This is a genomic window from Pseudomonas sp. Irchel 3F3 (genome assembly GCF_900187545.1).
Taxonomy (GTDB): Bacteria; Pseudomonadota; Gammaproteobacteria; order Pseudomonadales; family Pseudomonadaceae; genus Aquipseudomonas; species Aquipseudomonas fortuita.
In genome coordinates this window covers 244,395-260,325 of record NZ_FYDS01000008.1, presented here as the reverse complement: position 1 = coordinate 260,325, position 15,931 = coordinate 244,395, and the positions used below count along the sequence as shown (strand labels likewise).

General features: G+C 61.9%; 15 protein-coding genes. 8 read left to right on the top strand and 7 right to left on the bottom strand.

Annotated features, from left to right (window positions below):
* Positions 1-46: 46 nt before the first annotated feature.
* From pqqA to CKW35_RS19555, 7 genes are all read left to right on the top strand, one after another.
* A complete protein-coding gene (gene pqqA, locus CKW35_RS19585; protein WP_008365141.1) occupies positions 47-118 on the top strand; it encodes a pyrroloquinoline quinone precursor peptide PqqA in 72 nt (23 codons plus the stop codon).
* A gap of 79 nt (positions 119-197) precedes the next feature.
* On the top strand, positions 198-1,109 hold the full coding sequence (gene pqqB, locus CKW35_RS19580; protein WP_016484592.1) for a pyrroloquinoline quinone biosynthesis protein PqqB: 912 nt from the start codon (positions 198-200) through the stop codon (positions 1,107-1,109).
* A gap of 73 nt (positions 1,110-1,182) precedes the next feature.
* Positions 1,183-1,938, top strand: coding sequence for a pyrroloquinoline-quinone synthase PqqC (gene pqqC / locus CKW35_RS19575; protein ID WP_095116665.1), 756 nt, complete (start codon positions 1,183-1,185; stop codon positions 1,936-1,938).
* A complete protein-coding gene (gene pqqD / locus CKW35_RS19570) occupies positions 1,935-2,210 on the top strand; it encodes a pyrroloquinoline quinone biosynthesis peptide chaperone PqqD (RefSeq protein WP_095116663.1) in 276 nt (91 codons plus the stop codon). The genes pqqC and pqqD overlap by 4 nt, the downstream gene beginning before the upstream one ends.
* Positions 2,182-3,342: a pyrroloquinoline quinone biosynthesis protein PqqE gene (pqqE, locus tag CKW35_RS19565; RefSeq protein WP_023047100.1), complete on the top strand. Its 1,161-nt coding sequence runs from the start codon at positions 2,182-2,184 to the stop codon at positions 3,340-3,342. The genes pqqD and pqqE overlap by 29 nt, the downstream gene beginning before the upstream one ends.
* Entirely contained in the window at positions 3,308-5,146 is a 1,839-nt protein-coding gene (locus CKW35_RS19560) for a S9 family peptidase (RefSeq protein ID WP_095116661.1), read from the top strand. The genes pqqE and CKW35_RS19560 overlap by 35 nt, the downstream gene beginning before the upstream one ends.
* 159 nt (positions 5,147-5,305) lie before the next feature.
* Complete coding sequence (locus tag CKW35_RS19555) at positions 5,306-6,229, top strand: heparin lyase I family protein (RefSeq protein ID WP_159971686.1); 924 nt, start codon at positions 5,306-5,308, stop codon at positions 6,227-6,229.
* 64 nt (positions 6,230-6,293) lie between these two features.
* Here the strand turns inward: CKW35_RS19555 and CKW35_RS19550 are convergent, their stop codons facing one another.
* Together CKW35_RS19550 and CKW35_RS19545 are read right to left on the bottom strand one after the other, a co-directional pair.
* Complete coding sequence (locus CKW35_RS19550) at positions 6,294-6,452, bottom strand: YqaE/Pmp3 family membrane protein (protein ID WP_003177654.1); 159 nt, start codon at positions 6,450-6,452, stop codon at positions 6,294-6,296.
* A 152-nt stretch (positions 6,453-6,604) separates the two neighbouring features.
* Positions 6,605-7,885, bottom strand: coding sequence for an aspartate aminotransferase family protein (locus CKW35_RS19545; RefSeq protein ID WP_016484587.1), 1,281 nt, complete (start codon positions 7,883-7,885; stop codon positions 6,605-6,607).
* 210 nt (positions 7,886-8,095) lie between these two features.
* Between CKW35_RS19545 and CKW35_RS19540 the strand changes: the two genes are divergently transcribed.
* Complete coding sequence (locus CKW35_RS19540) at positions 8,096-9,019, top strand: LysR family transcriptional regulator (protein ID WP_016484586.1); 924 nt, start codon at positions 8,096-8,098, stop codon at positions 9,017-9,019.
* Positions 9,020-9,299: 280 nt separating this feature from the next.
* Here CKW35_RS19540 and CKW35_RS19535 read toward each other — a convergent pair whose 3' ends face one another.
* The 5 genes from CKW35_RS19535 to bioD form a co-directional block, all read right to left on the bottom strand.
* Positions 9,300-11,078 carry an acyl-CoA dehydrogenase C-terminal domain-containing protein gene (locus CKW35_RS19535; protein ID WP_016484585.1) on the bottom strand — a complete coding sequence of 593 codons (1,779 nt, stop codon included), beginning with the start codon at positions 11,076-11,078 and terminating at the stop codon, positions 9,300-9,302.
* Positions 11,079-11,202: 124 nt separating this feature from the next.
* Entirely contained in the window at positions 11,203-12,486 is a 1,284-nt protein-coding gene (locus tag CKW35_RS19530; protein WP_016484584.1) for a diguanylate cyclase, read from the bottom strand.
* Between the two features lie 177 nt (positions 12,487-12,663).
* On the bottom strand, positions 12,664-14,469 hold the full coding sequence (locus tag CKW35_RS19525; protein ID WP_016484583.1) for a phenylacyl-CoA dehydrogenase: 1,806 nt from the start codon (positions 14,467-14,469) through the stop codon (positions 12,664-12,666).
* 288 nt (positions 14,470-14,757) lie between these two features.
* Entirely contained in the window at positions 14,758-15,054 is a 297-nt protein-coding gene (locus tag CKW35_RS19520; protein ID WP_016484582.1) for a hypothetical protein, read from the bottom strand.
* Between the two features lie 192 nt (positions 15,055-15,246).
* Positions 15,247-15,927, bottom strand: a complete 681-nt coding sequence (gene bioD, locus CKW35_RS19515; RefSeq protein ID WP_016484581.1) for a dethiobiotin synthase — start codon at positions 15,925-15,927, stop codon at positions 15,247-15,249.
* Positions 15,928-15,931: the final 4 nt, after the last annotated feature.

Here is a 15,931-nt window from a genome sequence, read left to right as displayed (position 1 = left end):
AAGTAGTAGCTGAGCAACCCAACCCTCATTCGGAAGGAGTAATTCCATGTGGACCAAACCTGCTTACACTGACCTGCGTATCGGTTTCGAAGTCACCATGTACTTCGCAAGCCGCTAAGCCAGGCTTGCGCCTCAACGCCTCGGCCCGCCGGGGCGTTTTCGTTTTTACGATACGGTTTTCTGCATAGAGAGTGGCCATGTACATCCAGGTTCTCGGCTCCGCCGCCGGTGGTGGGTTCCCGCAGTGGAACTGCAACTGCGTCAACTGCAAGGGCTACCGTGACGGCACCCTGCGGGCAACGGCGCGCACTCAATCATCCATCGCCCTGTCCGACGACGGCGTGCACTGGGTGTTATGCAATGCCTCGCCCGACATCCGCGCCCAACTGCAAGGCTTTGCGCCAATGCAGCCGGCCCGGGCCCTGCGCGACACCGGCATCAACGCCATCGTCCTGCTGGACAGCCAGATCGACCACACCACCGGCCTGCTGAGCCTGCGTGAGGGCTGCCCACACCAGGTGTGGTGCACCGACATGGTCCACCAGGACCTGACCACCGGTTTCCCGCTGTTCAACATGCTCAGCCACTGGAACGGTGGCCTGCAGTGGAACCGCATCGAGCTGGAAGGCAGCTTCGTGATCGACGCCTGCCCCAACCTGCGCTTCACTCCGTTCCCCCTGCGCAGCGCCGCGCCGCCCTACTCACCACACCGCTTCGACCCGCACCCGGGCGATAACCTGGGCCTGCTGGTCGAGGACACTCGCACCGGCGGCAAGCTGTTCTATGCCCCAGGCCTGGGGCAGGTAGACGACAAGCTGCTGACGATGATGCACGGTGCCGACTGCCTGCTGGTCGACGGCACCCTGTGGGAAGACGACGAGATGCAGCGCCGCGGTGTGGGCACCCGCACCGGCCGCGAAATGGGTCACCTGGCGCAGAACGGGGCCGGTGGCATGCTGGAAGTCCTCGACGGCTTCCCGCGCCAGCGCAAGGTACTTATCCACATCAACAACACCAACCCGATTCTCGACGAAGACTCACCCGAGCGCGCCGAAGTCCTGCGCCGGGGCGTCGAAGTTGCCTTCGATGGCATGAGCATCGAGTTGTAACAACGAGCTCGCACAAGCAACTTAGTTCCCCTGTGGGATCGAGCCGAGACTCAGCTTTACAGGAGCCAGCCGAATGAGCGATGCACTGCCAATGTCACCTGCCGAATTCGAGCAGGCCCTGCGCGCCAAGGGCGCCTATTACCACATTCATCACCCGTACCACGTGGCGATGTACCAGGGGCGCGCCAGCCGCGAGCAGATCCAGGGCTGGGTAGCCAACCGCTTCTACTACCAGGTCAACATCCCGATGAAGGATGCCGCGATCCTGGCCAACTGCCCGGACCGCGAAGTACGCCGCGAGTGGATCCAGCGCCTGCTCGACCACGACGGCGCACCCGGCGAGGACGGTGGCATCGAAGCCTGGCTGCGCCTGGGCCAGGCCGTCGGCCTCGACCCGGACCAGTTACGCTCCCAGGAGCTGGTACTGCCAGGCGTACGCTTTGCCGTGGACGCCTACGTCAACTTCGCCCGCCGCGCCAGCTGGCAGGAAGCGGCCAGCAGCTCGCTGACTGAACTGTTCGCCCCGCAAATCCACCAGTCGCGCCTGGACAGCTGGCCGCAGCACTACCCGTGGATCGACCCGGCCGGCTACGAGTACTTCCGCACCCGCCTGGGCCAGGCCCGCCGTGACGTGGAGCACGGCCTGGCGATTACCCTGCAGCACTACACCACCCGCGCGGGCCAGGAGCGTATGCTGGAGATCCTGCAGTTCAAGCTGGATATCCTCTGGAGCATGCTCGACGCCATGAGCATGGCCTACGAGCTGAACCGCCCGCCTTATCACTCCGTCACCCAGGACCGGGTGTGGCACAAGGGGATCACCCTATGAGTTTTGATCGCAAGCAGGTGCCGAACTGGCGCCCTGGCTACCGCTTCCAGTACGAGCCAGCGCAAAAGGGCCATGTGTTGCTTTACCCCGAGGGCATGATCAAGCTCAACGAAAGCGCCAGCCTGATCGGTGGCCTGATCGACGGCCAGCGTGACGTGGCAGCAATCATCAGCGAACTCGAACAGCAATTCCCCGATGCTCCGGACGTAGCCGTAGACATCGAGCAGTTCATGGAGGTGGCCCGTGCCGAACACTGGATCGTCCTCGCCTGAGTTACCGCCCACGCCCGAGGTCGGGCTGCCGCTGTGGTTGCTGGCCGAGCTCACCTACCGCTGCCCGCTGCAGTGCCCGTACTGCTCCAACCCGCTGGACTTCGCCGCCCAGGGTCAGGAGCTGAGCACCGAACAGTGGTTCAAGGTGATGGCCGAAGCGCGGGAAATGGGCGCCGCGCAAATCGGCTTTTCCGGCGGTGAACCGCTGGTGCGCCAGGACCTAGCCGACTTGATCGGCGAAGCCCGCCGCCTGGGTTACTACACCAACCTGATCACCTCGGGTATCGGCCTGACCGAAGCGCGCATCGCCGACTTCAAGAAGGCCGGCCTGGACCATATCCAGATCAGCTTCCAGGCCAGCGACGAGCAGGTCAACAACCTGCTGGCCGGTTCGAAGAAGGCCTTTGCGCAAAAGCTGGAGATGGCCCGTGCGGTAAAGGCCCACGGCTACCCGATGGTGCTCAACTTTGTCACCCATCGGCACAACATCGACAAGATCGACCGCATCATCGAGCTGTGCATTGCCCTGGAAGCCGACTTCGTCGAGCTTGCCACCTGCCAGTTCTACGGCTGGGCGCACCTCAACCGCCTGGGGCTGCTGCCGACCCGCGCACAGCTGGAGCGGGCCGAACGCATCACCAATGAGTACCGGGACAAGCTCAAAGCCGAGGGCAGCCCGTGCAAGCTGATTTTCGTCACCCCGGATTACTACGAAGAGCGCCCCAAGGCCTGCATGAATGGCTGGGGCAACCTGTTCCTCACCATCACCCCGGACGGCACCGCGCTGCCCTGCCACGGCGCCCGCCAACTGCCGGTGCAGTTCCCCAATGTACGCGACCACGACCTGCACCATATCTGGTATGAGTCGTTTGGCTTCAACCGCTTCCGTGGTTATGAGTGGATGCGCGAACCATGCCGCTCCTGCGACGAAAAAGAAAAGGACTTCGGCGGCTGTCGCTGCCAGGCCTTCATGCTGACCGGCGATGCCAGCAACGCCGACCCTGTGTGCGCCAAGTCGGCCGACCACGGCATCATCCTCAAGGCCCGCGAGGAGGCGGAAACCGCCCAGCTCGCCATTGAACAGATGACCTTCCGCAATGATCGAAACTCCCGTGTCATCGCCCGCGGCTGAATTCAGCGCGGCCCAGGCGGTAGCCGCCGGCACCGACTTCACGGAACTCAAAGTCAGTGCCGACGGGCTGTTCTGGATTGAATTTCGCCCGGCCGATGGTGCTTGCCGTATCTGGCACTGGCTGTACCACCAGGCTAGATGCCTGACCCCGGATGGCTTCAGTGTGCGCAGCCGGGTCTACGAGTATGGCGGGGGCAGCTTCTGCCTGGGTGGCGACGGGCTGGTGTTCGTCAACGAAAAGGACCAGCAGGTCTACACCCAGCCGCTGGACGATTTGCCACCGCGTGCGCTCACCCAGGACGGCAGCTGCCGCTACGGCGATGTGCAGTGGCACGGTGGCCAGGTGCTGGCCGTCGAGGAACGCCATGCCGAGCAGGTAGAGCATCGTCTGGTTGCGTTGGGTGACAGCAGCCGCGAGGTGTTGGCCGAGGGCGCCGATTTCTATGCCTCACCCACTGTGAGTGCCGATGGCCAACGACTGGCATGGGTCGAATGGGACCGCCCGGCACAGCCTTGGACCGTCACCCGGCTGATGTGCCGCGTCCGCGACAGCAGTGGCCATTGGGGGCCCGCGCAGTGCGTGGCCGGCGATGACGAATCGCTGCAGCAGCCGCGCTTCGATGACAAAGGCCGTCTCTACTGTCTGTCCGACCGCAACGGCTTCTGGCAGCCCTGGGGCGAAGTCGATGGCCACTGGCAGGTGTTGCCTGCGGAGCTTGCCGACCACGCGGCAGCGCCTTGGCAAATGGGCACCTGCACCTGGTTGGCGCTGGGGCCGCAAAGCTACCTGGCCAGCTGGTTCAAAGACGGCTTCGGGCAATTGGGGCTGCGTGCTGAAGATGGCCGCATGGCGCGTTACGCCAGTGCCTACACACGCTTTCGCAGCCTGGCCATGGACAGCGAACACCTGTATGCCATCGCCGCCTCGCCCATCAGCCCGCCGGCAGTGATTGGCATTGACCGCCGCAACCACGAGGTACGCGTGCTGGCCGGTGGTGCCGAAATACTGCCGGCGGAACAGATCAGCCTGCCGCAGTCTTTCCACTACGGCAGTGAAGGCGAGCAGGCGCATGGTTTCTTCTACCCGCCATTACAGTCGCAGGGCGCTGCACCGCTGGTGGTGTTCATCCATGGCGGGCCGACGTCAGCCTGCTATCCCGTGCTGGACCCACGCATCCAGTACTGGACTCAACGCGGCTTTGCCGTGGCCGACCTGAACTACCGGGGCAGCACCGGCTATGGCCGTGACTACCGCCAGGCACTGCACCTGCGCTGGGGTGAGAGCGATGTGGCCGATGCTTGCGCGGCGGTCGAATACCTGGCTGCTCAGGGCTTGGTCGACCAGCACAAGGCGTTCATCCGCGGCGGCAGTGCTGGGGGCTACACCACCCTGTGCGCCTTGGCGTTCCATGACGTGTTCCGCGCCGGCGCCAGCCTCTATGGGGTCAGCGACCCGCTGGCCCTGGGCCGTGCCACGCACAAGTTCGAAGGGGATTACCTGGACTGGCTGATCGGCGACCCGCAGCAGGATGCCGAACGCTATCGCCAACGCACCCCTCTTCTGCATGCAGACAGCATCAGGGCGCCAGTGATTTTCTTCCAGGGTGAACTGGATGCGGTAGTGGTACCGGAGCAGACCCGAAAAATGCTCGCAGCACTCCAGGCCAAGGGTGTTCAGGCAGAGGGGCATTTCTATGCACTCGAACGGCACGGCTTCCGACAGGCAAATAACCTGGCGCATGCGCTGGAACAGGAGTGGCTGTTCTTTAGCAACGTGATCAACCCTCAACACAATAAAGTTTAAGTGTGCTTTGCATTCGGCAAACCCACGATTACCTGGCAATTCTGTCAGTAGACGTGTCTTGGTTCAGGCCCTAACGTCGCGGTATTCGCGCCGCCCTTGAATCTGAATGGATGCGCTATCAGGGCGGCGGCTATTGTAAATTGACAATGGGCCGCCATGATGGAAAAAGACGAACACGAAGCACTCCTCAAAGATCAAAAAAATGGCCATAAGCCTTTTGTAATGCGGGCATGGGCGCTATGGCTGCAATGGTTATCACCGTATAAAACCCAAGGTGCAATCCTTGAAAAGAACCAGCCGGAAGTTAAAGAGGAGCGCTGCCCACCCAGTGTCCCTGACAACTTTCTGATGTGGGTCGGGTCAACCACACCCCTCGACCGCACCCAGGAAGATGAGCAGAAAGCACCCAATGACCTGTTCAGAATGGTCGAAACAGGCGGTTCGGACACGGGTGCCAGCCTCAAGGTAGTCCACGATACCGAGCGAGGAAAAGTCTGGCTGTTTGACAAACCCGCCCACCCGACCAATTACCGGTGCGAGTCAAACTCCATCAAAGTGAATGTGGCACCCTACGAGGTCTATGAAGGCTGGGAAGAAAATCAGATTTACGACTTCTGTTGGAGCAGCAAGTTTCCGGACGTCGACAACGCGCCCTATGGCGATTATGTAATCTTTCAGTGGAAGTCCGAGGGCAGCAATATCTACCCTTTCTTCATGAAGGTGCAGGCCGGCCGGTTTGAAATGACGCACTACAACACCCGGCTTGATGGTGAAAAACACAAGGTGGTCTGGTGGACGCGAATTGAAGCGGACAAGTGGTACGACATCCGAATTCGGGTTCTGCTCTCCAGTGACCAAGATATCGGTACCGTTCAGCTCTTTCTGGATAATGCGCCCCAGAAATTCACGGCCGACCGGGAAGGAAAACCCAGGGAACCCGATGAAAAAGATCCTTGTACCCTCGTGTGCCAGACATTCTCCCCTGCCCGGCATTACTTGAAATGGGGCGCTTACAATACCGGGTTCCCACTGAACGCGCTGAAACACTACGTCGACAAACTCATGGTAAAACGCATTGCATAGTCAGCTTCGAAACTGATGGCTGTTGCGGGGGTGGAAGACCGGCATGTCTTCAACCCCCGGCGCCTCAGCGCTTGGCGATGATGTATACCGCGTGCACGATCCCTGGAATGTATCCCAGCAGGGTCAGCAGAATATTCAGCCAGAACGCCCCGCCAAACCCCACCTGCAGAAACACCCCCAGCGGAGGCAAAAGAATGGCAATGATGATGCGAATAAAGTCCATGCGAGTCTCTCCTGAAGGGTTACATCAAAGACTAGCCGCTCGCCACAGAGGTTCCACCAGCCAAAAAAAACGCCCCGGGCCGAATGAAACAGGCCAGGGGCGATGCGCAGGAACGCCAGACGGTTCGTAGAATTCTCGGTCTTGCTAAACAGCTACGCCGGCACCTCGCGGCGGGCCTGCTGCTGGGCATGCAGGCGCGCAAAGGCGCGTGCCAGGCGCAACAGCATTTCATCGATGTTGCCCTTGCTCACGGTCAGCGCTGGCGAAAAACGCACCACATCCGCTTGCGGCGCATTGAGCAGCAGGCCTTCGTGCAGGGCGGCCGCCACCAGCTCGCGGGCCAGGCTTTCCTTTAGCTGCAGGGCCCACAGCAGGCCTTGCCCGCGTACTTCACCCTGGCCATAGCGCCCGGCCAGGCGGCTCAGGCCTTCGCGCAGGTGGCGGCCGTTATCCTGCACCTGGGCAAAAAAGCCCGGCTCCAGCACGGTGTCCAGCACCGCCATGCCGGCGGCGCACATCAGCGCATTACCGTGGTGGCTGCCTTCCAGTTCGCCAGGCGCGGCGCAGCATGCTGTACCCCGGGCAAGCAACGCAGCCAGTGGCACCCCGCCGCCCAGGCCTTTGCCCAGGGTGATGATGTCCGCGCGCACTCCGTAGAGCTCCTCGGCCAGCAGCGCGCCACAACGACCGATACCGGTCTGCACTTCATCGAGGATCAGCAGGATGCCCAGTTCACGGCACAGCGTTTCCACACCCTTGAGGTACTCCAGCGTGGCGGGGATAACACCCGCCTCGCCCTGGATGGGCTCCAGCATGATGGCCACGGTGCGCGAATCCACTGCGGCGTGCAGGGCAGCCAGATCATTGAACGGCACCTTGCTGAAGCCCGGCAGGCCAGGCTCGCAGCGGTTGCACGGCAACGGGTCAGACGCCGACAACGCACCCAGGCTGCGGCCGTGGCAGGCCTGGCTGGCAGTGATGATGTGGTAAGCGCCGTTGCGGTGCAGTTGGCCCCACTTGCGGGCCAGCTTGATCGCACCTTCACAGGCCTCCGCACCGCTGTTAAGCAGGTAGGCCTGCTCGCTGCCGGTGCTCTGGCACAGGCGGTTGACCAACCCCAGCAAGCCACGGCTATGAAAGCCCGAACCCGGGTTGATCAGTGCCTGGGCCTGGTTGCCCAGCGCTTTCACCAGCACGCTGGGGCTGTGGCCCAGGCTGTTGACCGCACCGCCCTGGGTAAAGTCCAGGTAGGCATGCCCTTCGTTGTCCCACAACCAGGAGCCCTGCCCTCGCACGAACACCTGCGCTGCACGTTCGACGCCGGGCATCAGGCGATCACGCGACAACTCATCAGCCTGCGGCACGATCACCGGCGCACGCTTGGGCTCGGCGACAGCGGCAGGTGCCGAACGGCGCAGGTTGAACAGGTTCATCAGGGCTCCAACCAATCACGGTAAAGGGCGGCCACGGTGCGGTCTTGACGCCGACACTCTATATTTTGCCTTGCCTATCAAAAGTGTTTTTCATCCTGGGTAACAATCAGCCTGATGACTGCTGTAACCCTTTGGAATACGGCGATAGACTAGGCTTCACGAGGGTTTTCGACCATTTCGTTTTTCCAGCATTTTCGATAAGTGTTACTTATGGATTTCCGCCAACTGCGTTATTTCGTCGCGGTGTACGAAGAAGGTCACGTGGGCCGCGCCGCCGAGCGCCTGTCGCTTTCCCAACCGGCGCTCTCCCAGCAAATCCGTCAGCTGGAACACAGCCTGGACCTGAGCTTGTTCGAGCGCAGCAACAAGCGCCTGCTGCCCACCCTGGCTGCCCATACCCTGTACAACCACGCCTTGCCATTGCTTGATGGCCTGCAACGCGCCCACGAGGCCATGCGCAACTTCAAGGGCCAGTCGCTGCGCACCCTGGCTATCGGCGTGTTGCAGACCGTGCGGCCCAGCCTGGTGCCACAGTTGCTCGAACGGCTGCGCAAGGCACAGCCGCACCTTGTCGTGCAGATATACGAGTTGTCGGGGCTGGAGATAGAACGGCGGCTGCTCAACGGCAGCCTGGATATCGGCATCAGCTACCTGCCACCGCGCCAGCCAGGGCTGCATGGCCTGCTGCTGTACGAAGATGAACTGCAACTGGTCATACCCGATACCCACCCCCTGAAGGATTTCAAGAAGGTGTCCATCCGCCAGGCCGCCGAGTTGCCCATGCTGATGCTGGGTGAGGAGTTCCAGATCCGCCAGATCTGGCAGGCGCAACTGGCCAGCCAAGGCCGACGGCCACACGTGCAGGCAGAGATGAACAACATGGCGGGCATTCTCGACAGCCTGGCGCACACGGCACTGGCCACCATTTTGCCGGGGCGGGCCAAGGAGGCTGCCGAGGATGATCAAGGGCTGCTGTGGAAGCCATTGAGCGAGCCGCGGGTGCCGCTTAAGGTTGGCCTGGTGTTCCGCGATGCACAGCGCCAGCAGGCCTCTGTGGAACTGCTGCGCACGCTACTGGAGGAGGAGACGGACGCCCGCCTGTTGGGGGCGTCGCCGCTGGATGTGCTGGCCTGAAAAAACACGCGCACAAAGAAAACCCCGCCGAAGCGGGGTTTTCCAGACTGTTTCCCTGTGACATCCGTATCGCCCCGCCATCCTGGCAGGTGGTCCTTCGTCGTCTTCCTTGATCTGTCCTTTGCGCTTCCTGCGCAACGTCCATGTGGTAAAGATTAACCGTGGATCCAATCTTAGAACAGTGGTGAAAAGTCACCACGTCGTGTAGGAAAATGCTTACAAAGAGGATTCGTTCCCAGAAATGCCATGGCTGGGGGCCGCAAAGCGGCCCAAAAACATGTCAGAACTGCTCGGCATCCAGCAGGAACAGCGACTCACTCCCCGCCTTCACCGAAGCCACCAGCGAATCCACACGTGGCAGCAACCGTGCAAAGTAGAACCGCGCCGTCCCCAGCTTGCCCGAGTAGAACGCCTCGTCCCCCTCACCCGCCTTGGCCGCCCGCGCCATCAGTGCCCACATGTAGGCATAGGCCACATAACCAAAGGCATGCAGGTACTCGACCGACGCCGCGCCGATTTCATTCGGGTTGCCTTTGGCCTGCTCAAGCACCCATTCGGTCAGCCCGTCGAGCTGGTCGAGGCTGGCAGCCAACGGCTTGGCAAACTCGTCCAGTTCGCTGCCTGCGCTGGCAATGAACTGGCGAATCTCGTCGGAGAACAGTCTGTAGTACGCCCCGCCGCTGGCCACCACCTTGCGCCCCATCAGGTCGAGGGCCTGGATGCCGTTGGTGCCTTCGTAGATCTGCGTAATGCGCACATCACGCACCAACTGCTCCTGCCCCCACTCACGGATGTAACCATGCCCACCAAATACCTGCTGGCCGTGCACAGTGCTCTCCAGCCCCAGGTCGGTGAGGAACGCCTTGGCCACCGGTGTCAGCAGTGCCACCAGCTCTTCGCTGCGCTTGCGCACGGCGGCGTCTTCGCTGTACTTGGCACTGTCCAGCTGCATGGCCACATAGGTCGAGAAGGCGCGGCCACCCTCGATCTGCGCCTTCATGGTCAGCAGCATGCGGCGCACGTCCGGGTGGACGATGATCGGGTCGGCGGCCTTGTCCTTGGCGTGCGGGCCTGTCGGGGCGCGGCTCTGCAGGCGGTCGCGAGCATATTCCACTGCGTTCTGGTAAGAGCGTTCGGCGGAGGCCAGGCCCTGGATACCCACGCCCAGGCGCTCGTAGTTCATCATGGTGAACATGGCCGCCAGGCCCTTGTTCGGCTCACCGACGATGTAACCGACCGCTTCGTCGAAGTTCATCACACAGGTGGCCGAGGCCTGGATGCCCATCTTGTGCTCGATCGAGCCGCATGTCGCCGGGTTGCGCGCGCCCAGGCTGCCGTCTTCATTGACCAGGAATTTGGGCACCAGGAACAGCGAAATGCCTTTCGGCCCCGCCGGGGCATCCGGCAGCTTGGCCAGTACCAGGTGGATGATGTTCTCGGTCAGGTCGTGCTCGCCGCCGGTGATGAAAATCTTGGTGCCGCTGACCTTGTAGCTGCCGTCGGCCTGAGGCTCGGCCTTGGTGCGGATGATGCCCAGGTCGGTACCGGCATGCGGCTCGGTCAGGCACATGGACCCAGCCCACACACCCGCATACATGTTCGGCAGGTACTTGGCCTTCAGCGCTTCGCTGGCGTGGGCATTGATCGACAGGCAGGCACCTGCAGTAAGCATCGGGTACAAGCCAAAGGCCAGGCTGGAGGCATTGACCATTTCCTCGACCTGAGCCGAGATGGCCTTGGGCATGCCCATGCCACCGAACACCGGGTCGCCGCCCACGCCTACCCAGCCGCCTTCGGCGTAGGTGTTGTAGGCCTCGATGAAACCGGCCGGTGTGCTTACCGCACCGTTGTCCCAGCGGCAGCCTTCTTCATCGGCGGCGCGGCTAAGCGGCGCGATGGTCTTGGCGGTGACCTTGCCGGCTTCTTCCAGCACGGCCATGGCGGTGTCGGCATCGACTACCTCTGCCAGCCCGGGCAACTGCGCCCACTGCTCGGCCACGTTGAAGACTTCATTCAGTACGAAGCGCATGTCGCGCAGGGGCGCTTTATAGTCAGCCATGACAACCTCTCACTAGTCGGGTCGGGGCGGTCTCGGGGAACCGCGACACTGGGGTTGATGGCAGTGTAACCGAACAACTTTTACGAGACATAGGGTCATCACTTGACCGCATAGTCTTCTACGGTCACGCCGTACGCACCGCCCCACGCTGCGATTGCTGCCCATGCACCATGACACAATTGCGCCCCGCGCCTTTAGCGCTGTACAGCGCCTGGTCAGCAGATTTCAGCACCGCTTCGGGGTTACGGTGGTCAACCTGGCGCTCGGCCACACCGATGCTGATGGTGACCGACACCGTCCCGCCGCTGCTGCCCGCCCGCCGCTGGCGCCCGCTGGTATCGTCCTGTGGACGGCTGTTCTGGTCGCGCAGGTGCATCACATAGTTGGCGATCACCTCGCGCACGGCCTCCACGTGGGGCACGCATTCCTCGGCCGTCTTGCCGGCGAACACCAAGGCGAACTCCTCACCGCCATAGCGATACGCGCGGCCACCGCCGGTCACCTTGGACAAGCGGCTGGCAACCAGGCGCAACACCTGGTCACCCACATCATGCCCGTGGGTGTCGTTGAATTTCTTGAAGTGGTCCACATCGGTCATGGCGATTACGTAGTTGCGCCCCAGGCGCTGCATGCGCTCGTTCAGCGCACGGCGCCCCGGCAGGCCGGTCAGTTCGTCACGGAAGGCCATCTGGTAGGCCTCGTGCGCAACCGCTGCGGCGATCATCAACATCACCTGGCTGCACATGATGTTCAGGGTGAACGGCAAGATGAAGGTCTGCGGCAGCATCCAGAAAATACCCAGCAACCCGGTTATCAACGCGGCGTGCAACGGCCGCGGTGCGCGCAGGTATTGCACCACCAGCAGGAGGAAAACGCCGATGAACAACGGGTAGACCATCTGGATCAGACTCATCCACTGGCCATGCAAGGTGGGCCAGCGGATTTCCGCCAGCCAGGTCAGCAATGCTTCAGGGTAGCTTTGTTCAAGGGCTACCGCCACGCTGCCCACTGCGAACAGCACGGCGCCGCGAGCGACCATGTCCTGTAGCAGGTGGGTACGTTCTTGCCAGGCGCCGTATAGCCCGAACAGAGCGGGCAGCAGCAGGCACACCAGGTGGAAGATCACGGCCGCGTCCTCGCGCACGCGGCCATGGTCACGGTAGAAGTCGGTCTGGGTGTCGAGCAGGTAGTAGGCGATGTACACCGTGAGCATCATGAACAACTCACGCTGGCGACGGTAAACCGCGCAGTAGGCACCGCCCAGCAACAGGACCAAGGTGGGCAGGACGTTGAACAGCGATGTGAAAAAGACACTGAGGTCTCTCACATAGGCTGCGGCGAGCCCTGCCAGCAACAGGAACAGCGAAGGCAGGAAGTGGCTTGCGCGAACAGCGTTAAGACGAAACAAGGGTAATCTCCAACCCGGCAGATCAATAGTGGCATTGTGCCCTCACTTCATCGGCAGCGCACATGAACAGTTGAATTTCGTTTCAGATGCCATCCGGTGCAGGAACGCGCTGAACCTGAAAAATAAAAAAACCCGCCTGCCGGTGAGGGCAGGCGGGTTTTCGCTACAGCGGATAGATCAGTACGACAGGCCGAAGTGCTCTTCGTCCATCGCCATCAGGTTGTTGGCACCCGACAGCATGGTCGCCACATGCGTACGGGTACGCGGCAGGATACGTTGGAAGTAGAAGCGCGCAGTCTGCAGCTTGGCAGTGTAGAAGGCCTCTTCGCTGGTGCCGGCTGCCAGCTTCTCGGCTGCCAGGCGGGCGATGTCGGCCCAGAAGTAGGCCAGGCAAGCGTAGCCGGAGTACATCAGGTAGTCGACCGAGGCCGCGCCCACTTCCTCGCGGTCCTTCATGGCGGCCATGCCCACTTTCATGGTCAGCTCGCCCCACTCCTTGTTGATGGCCGCCAGCGGTTCGACAAACTCCTTGACCGCTTCATTGCCTTCCTGCGCCTGGCAGAACTTGTGCACGATCTTGGTGAAGCCCTTCAGCGCCTCGCCTTGGGTCATCAGCACTTTACGGCCGAGCAGGTCGAGGGCCTGGATGCCAGTGGTGCCTTCGTACAGCATCGAGATACGGCTATCGCGTACGTTCTGCTCCATGCCCCACTCGGCAATGAAGCCGTGGCCGCCATAGATCTGCACGCCGTGGTTGGCCGCTTCGAAACCGACTTCGGTCATGAACGCCTTGGCGATCGGGGTCAGGAACGCCAGCAGGGCATCGGCCTTCTTGCGCTCCTCTTCGTCCTGGCTGTACTTGACGATATCCACCTGCTTGGCGGTGAAGTACACCATCGCGCGGTTGCCTTCGGCAAAGGCCTTCATGGTCAGCAGCATGCGGCGCACGTCAGGGTGCACGATGATCGGGTCAGCGGCCTTGTCCGGGGCTTTCGGGCCAGTCAGGGAGCGCATCTGCAGGCGCTCGCGGGCGTACTTCAGGCCACCCTGGAACGCCACTTCGGCGTGGGCCAGGCCTTGCAGCGCGGTACCCAGGCGAGCCGTGTTCATGAAGGTGAACATGCAGTTCAGGCCCTTGTTGGCCGGGCCGATCAGGTAGCCGGTTGCAGCATCGAAGTTCATCACGCAGGTCGCGTTACCGTGGATGCCCATCTTGTGCTCGATGGAGCCGCAGCTCACGCCGTTGCGCTCGCCCACACCGCCTTCGGCGTCAGGCAGGAACTTCGGCACGATGAACAGCGAAATACCTTTGGTACCGGCCGGTGCATCCGGCAGGCGGGCCAGGACGATATGGACGATATTGCCGGCCATGTCGTGCTCACCGGCCGAAATGAAAATCTTGGTGCCCGACACTTTGTAGCTGCCGTCGGCCTGTGGCTCGGCCTTGGTGCGCAGCATGCCCAGGTCGGTACCGCAGTGCGGCTCGGTCAGGCACATGGTGCCGGTCCATTCGCCGGACACCAGCTTGGTCAGGTAGGTGTGCTGCTGCTCGGCAGTGCCGTGCGCAGAAATGGTGTTCATCGCACCGTGCGACAGGCCAGGGTACATGCCCCACGACCAGTTCGAACCGCCAACCATTTCGCTCAAGGCCAGGCCCAGCGACTCCGGCAGGCCTTGGCCGCCATGCTCGATGTCATGCGCCAGGCTCGGCCAGCCGCCTTCGACGAACTGCTCGTAGGCTTCTTTGAAGCCGGTCGGGGTTTTAACACCCGATTCGCTCCAGGTGCAGCCTTCCTGGTCACCCACACGGTTCAGCGGGGACAGCACCTGCTCACAGAACTTCGCACCTTCCTCAAGGATCGCGTCGACCATGTCAGGCGTGGCGTCCTGGCAGCCCGGCAGGCTCTGATAGTGCGCCTCATAGCCAAGCAGTTCGTCGCGAACGAAGCGGATATCACGCAAGGGGGCTTTGTAATCAGGCATTGCGATGAACCTCTGGGTCAGTTCTGTGGGGGTGACCAGCTCTTGGCGGCCGTCTATCAAACAGTTGTTTGAAACTTACGTTTAGCTCCGCCTTCTGTCAAGGTTGGACTATGGTGCCATTTGCGCCACGAAAAATGGCGTTTACGCCACACCCAGAAAAATCGCCGCCTCTGTGGGAGCGGGCGTGCCCGCGAAAAGGGCCCGGCCAGACATTAAAGAAGCCTGACCTGACGCATTCGCGGGCACGCCCGCTCCCACAGGGGCTGTGTTTAATTGAAGGGGGATCTGTCAGGCGTAGGTGTCGATGATCCGGCCGAGCATTTCGTCGGATGCCTTGACCACCTTTGCGCCAAGTTCGACTTCGGTTTTGCCTACGGCCATTTGCACCACGCTGGTGGCCATGTCCATCTGCTGGCTGCGGTCGACCGAACGCAGGCGTTCGGCCTGAAAATCGCTGGACTGGCTGGTGGCGGTACGTTCGGCGGTGGTGTTGGCGATCTGGCCGGCGGCCTGATCGACCCGGTTCTGGCCGGTCTGGATAGCGCTCAGGCCCGCGTAATAAGCGGAGCTACCGGTGATTTCCATGTCAGGACTCCATTGACGCTGGATGACGAACAGGCCTAATTAAAACAGGCTGGGCGCGAAAAGGCCCGTTTAAAAGCATAATGGCCTGGTGCCAGTTGATAGGCCTTGGGTATTCCTGCACCGGCCCTATCGCCGGCAAGCCAGCTTCTACAAGAGCGGTTTCCCCCGCGAAGGGGCCGGGCGTGGAAACGGCTAATCCAGCAGATCCAGCTGAAGGTGTTCAGCCACCATATCGGCACTGGCTTGCTTCAATTTGGGCACCCGCCCAAGGCAAGGCGCCGGCAAGCGCTCCGCCAGGCTCGCCAGATTCTCTTCAAGTCGCGAAGTACGGGGCTCGATGATGTTGGCCACCCACCCGGCCAGTTGCAGCCCGTCACGCTCGATGGCCTCGGCGCTGAGCAAGGCATGGCTGATGCAACCCAAGCGCACCCCAACCACAAGAATCACCGGCAACTGCAGCGCAACGGCAAGGTCGGAAAGATTCTCCAGGCCCGACAGTGGCACGCGCCAGCCACCTGCCCCTTCGACCAAGGTGAAATCGGCATTTTGTTGCAGCACATTGCGCATTGCCGCCAGCAGCTCCGGAACAGCCAACGTAACCCCCGCCTCACGCGCCGCCACATGCGGGGCAATCGCAGGCTCGAAGGCAAACGGGTTGACCTGCTCATAGGGCAACTTGATCGTGCTTTCGTCGATCAACGCCTGGGCATCGCTGTTGCGCAAGCCTTTCGCTGTCATCGTGCAGCCGGAGGCCACCGGCTTGGCACCCAGAGTACTCATGCCCTGCAAGCGCGCCGCATGCAAAAGCCCGGCGGCGATGGTGGTCTTGCCGACATCGGTGTCGGTACCGGCAATGAAATAGGCCTGGCTCATCTCG